This window comes from Sphingomonas sp. IBVSS2 (assembly GCF_002127225.1).
In the GTDB taxonomy this organism is placed as follows: Bacteria; Pseudomonadota; Alphaproteobacteria; order Sphingomonadales; family Sphingomonadaceae; genus Sphingomonas.
This window is the reverse complement of sequence record NZ_NFUR01000002.1, coordinates 894,807-906,145: the sequence shown is the minus strand read 5'-3', so window position 1 is coordinate 906,145 and position 11,339 is coordinate 894,807. Positions and strand designations below refer to the sequence as shown.

Annotated in this window: 4 protein-coding genes; 3 read left to right on the top strand and 1 reads right to left on the bottom strand. The window is 61.2% G+C overall.

Annotated elements, in window-relative coordinates; all coding sequences use genetic code 11:
- From CAP40_RS10160 to CAP40_RS10155, 3 genes are all read left to right on the top strand, one after another.
- Window positions 1-7,447 (top strand): LysM peptidoglycan-binding domain-containing protein (locus tag CAP40_RS10160; protein ID WP_144034308.1); only part of this gene is annotated, 7,447 nt, incomplete at its 5' end.
- Complete coding sequence (locus CAP40_RS20160) at window positions 7,444-8,052, top strand: hypothetical protein (RefSeq protein ID WP_218822132.1); 609 nt, start codon at window positions 7,444-7,446, stop codon at window positions 8,050-8,052. The genes CAP40_RS10160 and CAP40_RS20160, both read left to right, overlap by 4 nt.
- Window positions 8,053-8,221: 169 nt before the next feature.
- Window positions 8,222-8,839 (top strand): hypothetical protein, encoded by a 618-nt coding sequence (locus CAP40_RS10155; protein WP_144034306.1) that lies wholly within the window; start codon window positions 8,222-8,224, stop codon window positions 8,837-8,839.
- Window positions 8,840-8,891: 52 nt separating this feature from the next.
- Here CAP40_RS10155 and CAP40_RS10150 read toward each other — a convergent pair whose 3' ends face one another.
- Entirely contained in the window at window positions 8,892-11,243 is a 2,352-nt protein-coding gene (locus tag CAP40_RS10150; RefSeq protein ID WP_179188054.1) for a TonB-dependent siderophore receptor, read from the bottom strand.
- Window positions 11,244-11,339: the final 96 nt, after the last annotated feature.

Sequence of the window (11,339 nt, the reverse complement as noted above, 5' to 3'; positions counted from 1 at the left end):
CGACAAGGCCGGCCGCAAGATCGGCGCGCTCGATGGCGAAGGCTATCTCACGCACACCCTCTATGACGGTGCCGGGCGCAAGGTGCAGGAGATCGCCTATGCGAACATCACCAATGCGGCGCTACGGGCATCGGGCAGCTTCCAGAGCCTGATCGGCAGCGCCAGTGCCGGCACCAGCGCGAGCGACCGCTCGGTGCGCTATGTCTACGATCAGCAGGGCAATCTGCGCTTCACCATCGATGCGCTGAACCACGTCACCGAGCATATCTACGAATATTCGAGCTGGCTTTGGAGCGCATTCGGCCCCGTCCGCGAGACCATCCAATATGCCGGGACGATCCCGGTGCTGGGCAGCTATACCTTTGCATCGGTGAAGAGCGCGGTCGCCGCGCTGGCGAGCGACCCCGCCAACCGCACCAGTTTCGCCATCTATGATGATGCCGGCCGGCTGGCCTATGCGATCGACGCCGCGTGGGGGGTGACCGGCTATAGCTACGACACCAGGGGCCAGGTCGTCCGCAAGGTCGAATACGCCAATCTGCGCTGGACCGGATCGATTCCCAGCAAGGCCGACATGGACAATTGGGTAGCGACCTACCCGACTGCGAACGATCGGATCACGCGCTATTACTACAGCGCGCGCGGCGAGCTGAGCTTCACCATCGACGCGGAAGGCTATGTCACCCGCACCGCTTATGACGCGGAGGGGCGGATATCGGCGACCCTGCGTTGGGACAATCCCGTTTCGGCCAATGACAGCTGGACGATCTTCACGGTGAGCAACGCCGTCAGCGGCGATAGCGCGATCACCAACAGCTACTATGACGCCGCCGGGCGTTTGACCCTCACCACCAGCAATGCAGGCCAATCGCGTCGCTATTATTATTACGCCAACGGGTTGCTGGCGTGGGACATCCTGTCGGAGGGCGGGCAGGACGACAGCCGGACCTACTACACCTATGACGCGGCAGGGCGGAAGGCGGCGGTCTATGCGGCCTATGGCACGGCCGAGCAGGCGATCACCACCTATGCCTATAACGGCCTGGGCGACCTGGTGGAGGTCAGCGACCCCAACGCACATTCCACCAGTTTCGAATATGACCATGCGGGGCGGGTGATCCGCCAAACCAATGCGTACGGCTCGCCGACGGTGTTCGAATACAACGCGTTCGGCGAAGTGACGCGCACGATCAACGCACGGGGTTTCAGCACCTACAGCTATTACGACAAGCTCGGTCGCGTCGTCATCACGCGTGATGCCGAGGACTATGTCACCGAGACGGGCTATACGGTGTTCGGCGAAGTCGCCCGGATCAAGCAGGCCTACAACAAGGCGACCAATGCGGCGGGGGGCGCCAACCCGCCGGACGGCTATGCGCCACATGCGCTCGATGCCGTCACTTCGTTCGAGTACGACAAGCTCGGCCGCCTGGTGAAAACCATCGATGCCGAAGGCTATTACGAGCAATATACGCTCGACGCCTTCGGCCAGCGCGCGTCGGTTCGCAACAAGCTGGGCGGCGTCACTACCAATGTCTTCGACCGGCGCGGCCTGCTCGTCTCCGAGACGCTGCCAATGGCTTCGATCGACAATCTGGGCAACATCGTCGCCGCGACGGTGACCAACAAGTTCGGCTATGATGCGCGGGGCAACCGCATCTGGACGGACGAGGCCTATAACCTCGCCGAGCACCGCTACACTTCCTATGTCTACGACAAGGCGGACCGGCTGATCGAGAAGCGCGGCGACACGGTCGGCTATATCGATCAGTCCAACCATATCGGCGTCATCTACGCCGCGGTGATCGAGCGCTACAAATACGATACGCGCGGCAACCTGATCGAGACGACCAATGCCAATGGCGGCCGCACGCTCTTCTATTATGACGACCTGAACCGGAAGATCGCGGACATCACCGCGGTCGGCACCCTGTCCACCTACAGCTATGACGCTGCGGGCAACATGAGCGCCTCGCGGACCTATGGTTCGCCGGTCTCGCTGCCGGCCGCTGCGGGCGGGACCCCGCCGGCGGCGCCGGGCGGCGACCTGCGCCAGACCAGCTATACCTATGACAATGTCAACCGGCTGCTCACCACCAGCGTGGCCGGGGTACGGACGGGCTCGTGGAACGGCTCTTCCTTCGTCACCACCACCGCGCCGGTCACCACCAGCTTCGAGTATGACGTGGTCGGAAATGTCGTGCGGGCAACCGACGGCAATGGCGCCAGCACCTATTCCTATTATGACAAGCGTGGCGGCAAGGTCGCCCAGGTCGACCAGGAAGGCTATGTCACCCGCTGGACGCTCGACGGCGAGGGCAACGTCACCAGCGAGCGCCGCTATGCGACGCAGACGAGCGGCGCGACCGTCTCGAGCCAGCCCGGCGTGCCGGATGCCGGCGCGGACCGCATCACCAACTTCACCTATGATCGCAATGGCCGCCGGCTCACCGAGCAGCGGCTGAACGTCGAGGCGTACGGCGTCGATATCTATAGCGGCCAGCTCTACGGCACCTCGGGCACCGCCACGATCAGCTACAGCTATAACGGGCTGGGCCAGGTCACCCGCAAGACCGAGGCGACCGGCGACTATATCGACTACAGCTATGACGCGACCGGACGCCTGACCCAGGAAAGCCGCGCGCCGTACAAGGAATATTACAACGGCGACGATCCGATCCGCCCAACGGTTCGTTACTATTACAACGGCGTCAACAATCTGACGATGACCCGCCAGGGCGCGGAGGATCTGAACGGCGGCGACCGCATCACGCGATACATCTATGGCGCCGGCCAGCGGCTGTTGACGATGATCGACCCTTCTGGCGCAGTCTTCGATCACTATTACGACCTCGCCGGCAACCTCGTCCGCCAGAATTATTCCCGTCAGAAGTCGGACGGCAGCAGCGCCTATGAGGGCATGCTCTACACGCGCGACGTGCTGGGCCGGGTAACCTCGCAGGTGGCTGGCAGCTGGAATGGTTCGGCCTGGATCAAGGGCGACGTCCGCCAGACCCAATATAATGCCTATGGCGAAATGTCGCAGCGCGGCCTCAACGACGGCTGGCAGGAGAAATTCTATTATGACGGTGCCGGGCGGCTCTACAAGACCAACTCGGGCGACGGCGTGTGGCGCTTCTTCGTCTATGACGGCAAGGGGAACCAGACCGCTGCGATCGAAAGCGAGGGCAGCTGGATCGGCTCGTACGAGCTAGACGGTGCCATCTCCGCGGTAACCAACGGCTTCACCTCCCCGCTCGGCAGCCTGTACGTCGATGGCACCAACGTCACCATCAACGCCTATGACCGGCGCGGCCAGGCTACTTCGACGATCCAGACCCAGCGCCAGCTGAGCGAGACAGGCGGGTTGGTGAACCTGACCATCGCCCGCGGCTACAACGCGTTCGGCGAGGTCGCCTGGGAACGCGACGCGCGCGGCAACCAGACCAGCTACACCTACAACAGCATGGGCCGCGCGACGATGATCCAGCGCCCGTCGGTCCAGATCACCACCGAATATAATTACAGCTATTGGACGAACCCCACCGACTATTATTATTACGATCTCGCCGGCCGTACGATCGGCGTGCAGGATGCCAATGGGAACCGCACGACGCGCCGGCTTCTCGCGGGAACCGGCTATGGCGCCACCGAGGCGCTGGTCTCCTGGGAATGGCATGCCGATGGCGGCATTCTCAAGAAGGGCTATGACCGGTTCGGCGACCTGCGCCGGGTGACCGACGAGGTCAATCGCACCACCGCGATGGACTATGACGCGATGGGCCGCCTGACCCAGGTGACTCGCCCGAGCGGCCAGGCCGAATATTATGCCTATGACGTGCTCGGCCAGCGCATCCGGCACTGGAACTCCCATTACGGCACCGACAATGTCGAGCGGACCGACTATGACGTCCAGGGCCGCGTGGTCCGCCAGGTCGCCTTCGGCGATGACGCCATGGGGGCCGCAACCACCATCAGCTATGTCTGGTCCTGGCAGTCGACCAACGGCCTGGGCAGCTTCGGCGGCTGGTACCAGACCACGACCTACGCCAATGGCCGCACCTCGGTGCAGCAGGAGGACATGTTCGGCCATGTCCTCTACACCGTCGACCTGGGCGGCCACGCCACCAGCTTCAACTATGACTATGCCGGGCGCATGATCCAGCGCACCGGCGGCGAGACGGTCAACTATAATTACCTGAATACCGGCCTGCTGGGGTCGATGACCAGCGGCTATGGCTCGCCCGTCACGGCGCCGAACAATCTCGGCGAAACCTATCAGATCAAGAAGACCAGCTACAGCTATGACGCGGGCGGCAACAAGCTGACCGAAAGCTATACCGTCGAAAATGGCGGATGGTACGACAATGGCTGGTACGAATATTATTACGACTACGGCTATTATGACCAATATTGGGTGTCGAACTGGGAATATTCGACTTCCACGACCACCTATCAGAACGCCACCGCCGGCTATGACGCGCTGGGGCGGATGACCAGCTGGGCGGAGAGCGGCAACGGCACCACGCCCGCCGCCAGCATCGCCTATAGCTATGACGCGAACGGCAATGTCCGCCGCACCTACGCCACCTATTACGTGCTCGATCAGAACGGGAACCCCTGGTACCAGAGCAACCAGGACTATTGGTACCGCTATGACGCGATGAACCGCGTCGTCACGTCGAAGGGCCAGCTCTCGGGCAGTTCGATCGTGCGGGGCACGCAGGGGATCGACCTCGCCTATAACGTCGCGGGCGAGCGGGTGCAGTCGACCCGCAACGTGATGACCGAGGGCATGGTCAGCTACATGCAATATGATCCGAACGCCGCCGGCGGATGGGGCGATTGGGTCAGCGTCAACGCCATGGTCCCCTATGAGGCCGAGCGGCGCGAGGACTATGCCTATGACGCGGACGGCCGCCTGTCCGCCGTCTATCTCGCGGAGAGCGGCTATTCCGACAATGGCGACGGCACGCTCGCGGTAACGGCGCCGCCCGCAACGGGAGGGCTGAAGGCCAATTATTATTATGACGGCATGGGCCGCGTCACCCGCCAGGTCGACTGGCTGGGCTATGGCTACAGCGCCGCCTATGATCATACGCTGACCTATAATTTGCGGGGACAGGTCGAGTCCGAGGTGACCGTCCAGCGCCAGGGCTCGGACACGATCACCACCTACAGCTCCACCGACTTCGGCTTCGGCAGCAACTATGCGCTGGGCGCCGCGGTGAGCGTCTCGACGACGACGTACAAGAACGGCGGCTACCAGAACTACGCGACGACGACGAACAGCTTCGTCTGGTACGCGGGGGCGGTGCAGGCCAGCACCACCTATGCGCAGTCCGGCCAGGCGGCACAGACTTCCAATTTCAGCTATGGCGCCTCGGGCCAGCTGCTCTCCGTCTGGGTCGGCGATGGCCGGCCGCACTCGATCTCGTTCACCAACGACATGAACGGCCAGGCGATCCGGCGCGACGAATATGACAACAATCCCAATCTCGGCGATCCGCACGAGGTCTGGTACCGCTTCAACGGCAAGCAGATGGGGTATACCGGCAACAACGGCACCCAGAACACCGATTACCAGAGCTCGATCAACGGGCGCATCGCGCTGCCGGGCAACGGGGCGTTCCAGAACGGGGCCAGTTATGGCTCGGCCTATGCCGATTTCGACCAGAGCTTCTCCGGGCTGACCAGTTACAGCCAGGGCGGCGCTGGCGGCAGCTACACGGTGCGCACCGGCGATACGCTCCAGTCGATCGCGGCACAGCTCTGGGGCGACAGTTCGCTCTGGTATCGCCTCGCCGACGCGAACGGCATGGCCGGCGCGGGCGCCCTGGTCCAGGGCCAGACGCTCACCATCCCCTCGGGCGTGCTGCGCTCGACCAACAACGCGAGCACGTTCAACCCCTATAATCCCGCCGACATCCTCGGCGACACCAGCCCGACGACCCCGCAGCCGCAAAAGGCTGGCGCGAAGAAGAACAAGTGCGGGGTGTTCGGGCAGATATTGCTGGCGGTGGTCGCAATCGCGGTGACGATCGTGACCGCGCCACTGATTGGCCCAGTTGGCGGTGCGGTGGCCGGTAACATCGTCAGCCAAGGCGTCGGCATTGCCACGGGCATCCAGGACAAGTTCAGTTTCAAGAGCTTGGCGATGACGGCGATCACGGCGGGCGTGGCGCAGGGCCTGGATAAGCTCGGCATGGTCGTCGATGTCGGCAACAAGATCGCCAGTGCGGCGATCAACGGGGTGATCTCAAGCGCGGTCTCGCAAGGCGTCGCGGTGGCCACCGGTCTGCAGCCCAAGTTCGACTGGGCCGGCGTCGCCGCGGCGGGCGTCGGCGCGGCTGCGGGAGCGGCGGTCGGCGGCGCGCTGAAGTACAACTCCGATCTGACGGGCTTCCACCTCGACAACTCGCTCAAGGGGCTCGCGGCGGGGATGGCGAACAACATCGCGAACGCCGCGACCCGTTCCCTGGTCGAAGGAAGCGACTTCGGCGATAACGTCATCGCGGCATTGCCGGATACGCTGGCGCAGTTTGCCGTGTCGCTGGGCAAGGGCGCCCTCGAGCAAGCCAAGCTTGATCGTGAAAAGGAGCAGCCCTCAGGCGAGCTGGCGCTAAGTCCGCTCAAGGCAGGTGGGCAAGCCAGCCCTGGCCGGATTACCATTATGCCAGGAGATACTCTGGACGCACTCAGCGCGCGATATGGCATATCTGCGGATCGTATCGCCGCACTAAATGGATTGAAGCCTGGGCAAAGCCTGGACAAAATAAAAAGTCTTTTCATTGCACCAGATTTTCAAGTCGGCCTGGATAGAGACGATCGCGTCGAGAAATATACAAAGGATGCTTATCGCCTCTATAAAGACTGGAATAAGCTGAAGCCCATTGAGAGAGAAAAGAGATTCCTGGAGCTGGCCAATGCCCAACTCTCCCTTGAAGGCATTCCTGGGTTGAAGTTTGTAAATAACAAGGATCGAGCAGAAGATGGCTCGTCGGCATATTATGATACCGCTGACCATGCGATTAACTTGAATCTGAAGGTTTTTTCCAGGAAAATTACTTACAATGGATTCAAGGCTCTTTCCGATACAATATATCACGAAACCAGGCACGCAGAGCAGGATTTCCATATCTTGCAGATATTTGCGGGAAAGAAGTATCCTAAGAATACTTTGGCCGTATCGTTTGGAGTTCGCCCGGCGGAGGCGCTGGCATCTGCCGCCTATGCGCGGCCGGTTAATCCCAACGGACCTAAAGCTGCCTATTTCATGGCAATGGCCGATAGCTTCCACGGGCCTAACAGCGGGATCCGTACTACCGTGCTGACCACGCCAGATTTTGCGAGCAATCCATCTCTGTATGCGCAATATAGAAACTTGCCTGAGGAGCATGATGCATGGCGTACGGCTGCAAAACTCAAGGCCTATTGGCCGCGTTGAACCTGTTCGCGAGCATTCCTTCTTGTTTTGGCGGGGACGGCGCCGGCATGGAAAAATGCAATAACTGCAATAGCATATCAGAGTTCTCTGAAATTATTTCAGAGAATCGAGTGCCCTATATCGAATTCAGAGAGAAATTCTCTAGATTTGGCCCAATATCTCTCGATGATCGATCAAGAACCTTATATATAGATTACAAAAATCTGGGAAAATGCTATCCGATTGACAATCGTGATGATGTACTTCCAAGCGGAACAAAGAATATATTCATTGATAAATTTCAATGCAGAGTGGGTTACGAAAACCATTTAACGCTTGCCGATGTGAATGGAATGTTCGGCGAGGCTTATCATGTCCGCACCCCTCTTCATGCTGCGGGACCATATGAAAATTTCAATCCGCGCCATGGAGATAAATTATATACCCTGGGCTTTCAAAACCCCGCCGCAAAAGGAGTTTTCGTTGAAATTGTTGTTGCAACAAAGAATGATCTAGTATCCCTATCAAGGGATGCCGGCAAGTTCCCTGTTCTTCCTTCTAAAGAAATACTTAAATACGGTCACGATATCCAAGTGGTAATGATAAAATTTTCTATAGACGATTAAAAGACCTGATAGCACCATCTAGGATAACGCCTTCAGGCTCAGTTGACAGAGTGGGGCCTCCATCTGCGCGTAGCGGCACGGCAAGCGCTTGCGATTGCCGACCGGGTTCGGCCTCGAAGCCGGCACTAGGGGTATGGCGATGGAGAGAATTTGGGAATTCGCGCCTTGGATGCCCGATCATATCGAGCCTGCCGAATTCGCAGAGCATTGCCGTTTCCTGAATTCGGATGCGCTATATGATGCGGGGATGACGCCGGGGGAAAAGCGGTCGACGCCGTTTCCCGTGGCGCAGCTTGCACTGACGATGCCGTCCTTCGACGTGGATTGTTTCAGCTGGGAAGCGCATATTCTTGTGTCGGAGCGGCTCCGACGGACGATGGCCCTGCCGGGGGAGATCGTGGACTATTTCCCCGTCGATGCCTCCGCCTCTTCGGCAACCCCGCGATCCCTGAACTACATGATCATGAGCGTTGCCGTGACCGAGTCGATTTCGCGAGCAGGTCTGGGCGACCCCTTCATCTATGAGCCGGAGTCCATTGACATCCGAGCCGTACCTCAATTTCCGCTCTTTCGGGACGAACAATATCTCGGATCGATGTTTTGCTCGGATGCAATGGCAGTCTCAGTTCTGGAGAGTGGTTGCACCGGGGTAAGATTCATTGCCCCCGAGAGCCGGGATTTCATTCGCCCCATGCGTTATCGAACGCTACGCGGCCTGGAAGAGGATGCGGGTTGGGACGAGAATGGCGAGAGGCGACCCACCCTGCTGGTGGAAGCTGTCTCCTAGGTGGCGATCGGGGGCATCGTGGTTGACGCTCCACAAGCGCCACCGCCCCCGCTCAGGGACCGCCGAAGCGCTTCGACAAGGTGACGGCGACGGTTCTGGGATTGGGCGGGTTGTTGTACGGATCATAGCCCACCACCCCGTCGACGATCCGCGGCTGGACCCGGTCGAACACATTGGCAACGACGAGCTCGAGCGTCGTGTCGCGCAGCCAGGATGCGCGCGACAGGCGGCCAAGGTCGAAGCTGGCGAACAGCGAGGCGGTGGTGAAGGATCCGACCCGGCGGCGCGGCTGGCCGGCGCGATCGTCCACGAAGCCGTCGACATAATTGATCATCGACCCGATCGAAAAGCCGTTACGGCCCCAGGCGATCGTCCCGTTGAAGCGCAGGTCGGCCGGCTTGGCATAGCCGTCGAGGCGCGAGATCGCAGTCGCGCCGCCCGCCTTCAGCGCGAGGTTGAGGATATACTGGCCCGACAGGGTGAACGAGGCGGTCCCTCCGAACAGCCGGGTCTTGTAATCCAGATCCAGATCGATGCCGTCGGTGGATTCGATGGCGAAGTTTTGCGAGCGGATGTCCGCGATCAGCTGGATCTGCGACAACAGGCTCGTCGGCACCTGGCCCGCATTGTCGAAAAAGGTCAGCTCGCCGCCATTATAGCCCGGCACTTCGGCAAAGCGCCGGAAGACATCCGGGTTCCCCAGCACGGCCTGCAGCTGCGCCATGCTCGGATTCCTGGTGTTGAAGATCTGGAGATCCGCAACGGACAGGCTGTCATCGGGAGTGGGCTTGCCCACCCGGCCGGTGATCTTGATGCGGTAATAATCCGCCTTGATCGTCAGGCCCGGAATAAAGGCCGGCGTAAGATCGGCGCCGATCGTGAAGGTATCGGCATTCTGCGTCTTGAGCGCGGGATTGGCACCGGCGCGATACATCACCAGCGTCTGGCCCGCCGGAAGCGCCGGGTTCTGCAGCGCGGGATCGAGGAACTTGTAGGGATAGAGCCCGATCGAGACCTGCTCGGCAATGCCGATCGTGCTGCGGAAGCGCGGCACCAGGAACGAGCGCGCATAGGTTCCCCGCAAGGCGATCGAGCGATCGACCTGCCAGCGCAGCCCGAGCTTGGGCGAGAAGGCGGTATCGAAGCCCAGATCCTCGTAGCGGCCGGCCGCCGACAGGGTCAGCGAACGGACCAGCGGGACCGCCTGATCGACACCGACCAGCGGCACGTTGACCTCGCCGAACACCGACTTGGTCTTTCGCGAACCGCCGCTTCGGTTGAAGAAGATCCTCGCATCGGTCCAGAGCGTCTCGGCGCGATATTGCGCACCGGCTGCCGCGATCACCGGGCCCGCGGGCAGGCGGAACAGCTGGGTCTGCCCATGCAGTTCGGCAACGAACAGCGTGTTCGAATAATTGCGGAAGCTGGGCGAGCCCGTGGCGCGGCGTGAATCGCTGTTGGTATCGTTGCGGCCGTAATCGACATAAAGGTCGATGGCCGTCAGCCCCCGCCCCTGCCAGTGCAGATTGTTGTAGAAGGAATAGCCCGAGGTGCCGGTATGGAAGCGCCGATTATATTGGGGCTCGTCCAGGTAGCGCTGCTGCGACCTGCGCTCGCGCTCGAAATAGGAAGCATCGAGCGAATAGGTGAAGTCGCCAAAGGACTGCTGGCCGCCGGCATAGAAGCCGGTGAGCAGTTCGTCGGGCAACTCGTCTATCTGGAGATATTCGTCCGATACGCGGACGGGGTCGCGTGTGAAGGGCGCGCGCTTCTGGTACATCGCCATGCCGTAGATCGAACCGCTGCTCCAGCTGTGCCCGGCGAGCGCGCTGGCCTGGAGGCTGGTCTTGCCGGTCTCGGTCGTCATCGCGTTGCGAATTTCGACTTCGAGGCCCTGTTTGGGCTTGCGGGTGACGATATTGACCACGCCGGCGACCGCATCGGCGCCATAGGTGGCGGAGGCGCCATCCGGAATGATGTCGATCCGCTCGATGAGCATCGAGGGCAGCACCGAAACGGTCGGCGATTCGGTCATCCCGACCGACGGCATGCGCCGGCCGTTGAGCAGCGTCAGCGTCGCATCCGAGGCGAGCCCGCGCAGCGCAAAGCCGGCAAAGCCGTCAAACTGGTTGTAGGTCGTCGCATCGCCGAGCGGGCTGCCGATACCGGCGCCGGTGGTCGCGAATTCGCTCAGATCGCCGGTGAAGTTCTGCGGGATGGTCAGCAGGAACTCGGCCGTCGAACCAGCGCCCGATCGGTTGATGTCGATCCGGTCGCGCGTGAAGACCGGGCTGGCCATATATTCCCGCGGCAGCCCCCGGATCAGCGAGCCGGTCACGATGATGGCACCGGCTTCGGGCTCCGCCTCGCCGTCACCGGGCACCGCCGGGCGATCCCGGCTCACTTCCCGCTGCGGCGCTTCGCCATTCCTGGTTTCCTGCGCGAAGGCAGGCTGGCAAACGCACGCCAGCGACGCCGCCAAGGCGCCCATCCCGGATAA

What these genes read in the sequence shown, in the direction of transcription:
- CAP40_RS10155 (WP_144034306.1), top strand. Translation starts at nt 8,222, where the DNA reads ATGCCCGATCATATCGAGCCTGCCGAATTCGCAGAGCATTGCCGTTTC.